The organism is Roseisolibacter sp. H3M3-2 (assembly GCF_029211165.1).
Lineage (GTDB): Bacteria > Gemmatimonadota > Gemmatimonadetes > Gemmatimonadales > Gemmatimonadaceae > Roseisolibacter.
This window is the reverse complement of the sequence record NZ_JARGEK010000712.1, coordinates 1-907: the sequence shown is the minus strand read 5'-3', so window position 1 is coordinate 907 and position 907 is coordinate 1. Positions and strand designations below refer to the sequence as shown.

The 907-nt window shown below is 79.7% G+C and carries 1 protein-coding gene and 1 pseudogene; both read left to right on the top strand.

Going from position 1 to position 907, the window contains the following annotated elements; translation table 11 throughout:
* On the top strand, positions 1–248 hold a 248-nt coding region (locus PYV61_RS25915; protein WP_275836777.1), incomplete at its 5' end, for a hypothetical protein.
* A gap of 161 nt (positions 249–409) precedes the next feature.
* Positions 410–907, top strand: a pseudogene (locus tag PYV61_RS25910) (hypothetical protein); the annotation flags it as partial.

Here is a 907-nt window from a genome sequence, read left to right as displayed (position 1 = left end):
CGTGGTCTCAACTCCTTGGCTCACAGAACGACATGGCTACGATCCGACTTGGCGACGCCGACGGCCGCTGGGACGCGGACGACGCGGTGCTCGACCGGCTCGCGGCGCTGCGCCGCGACGCGGAAGCGGCCGGCTGGACCTCGCTGGCCCTCGAGCGCGACGGCCCGGGCGAGCACTTCCGGTTGTTCGGCGTCCCGCCGGGCGGCGCGCTGCGCGCCGAGGTGGCGGGGGACGTGTCGCCGGACTAGGCGCGCGGCGGCCGGCGCGCGGCCGGCTCCTTGCACCGCGTGCGTTGCGATCCACCACGAGGCGCGGCCGGCGCATTCACCAGACGGCCGCCGACGGGCGCGCGTCCCGCGCGACCACGCACCTGGCGCTGCTGGCGACGCCACCAGGACCAGGAGCGCGCATGTCCGGCGAACCGCCGCGCCTCCCGCCGGACGCGGGGGGGCCGTACGCGACCCTCGAGGAGCTCCGGCCGGGCCGCCCCCGACTCGCGCTGTCCACGCGCACCGCGGTCGAGGCGTCGCAGGGGGCGCTGGCCGACCGCCTGCGCGACCTGCGGACGGACGAGGGCGACGCGGACCCGCGTCGCGACTTCCCGGGCCCGTCGCTGCGACCGGCGGCCGGTCCCGCGCGCGCGGCGTCCGCCGGCGTCGGGTCGACGCTGCTGCCGACAGCGCCCTCGCCCGTCGCGAGGCGCGACCAGCTGCGCCTCGCGGCGCAGCAGTACGTGCGCACCCTGCTGCGCGAGGGGACCGCCCCCGCCGCCGCGCTCGCGGCGGTGCGCGCGACCGTGCACCAGGAGGCCGCCGCCTTCCTCTCGGACCGCCGGCTGGCGGCGCTCGAGCGCCTCGTGGTGCGCGCCGCGCGGGCGGCGTGCCGACGCTCGCCCCGCCGAACGCCC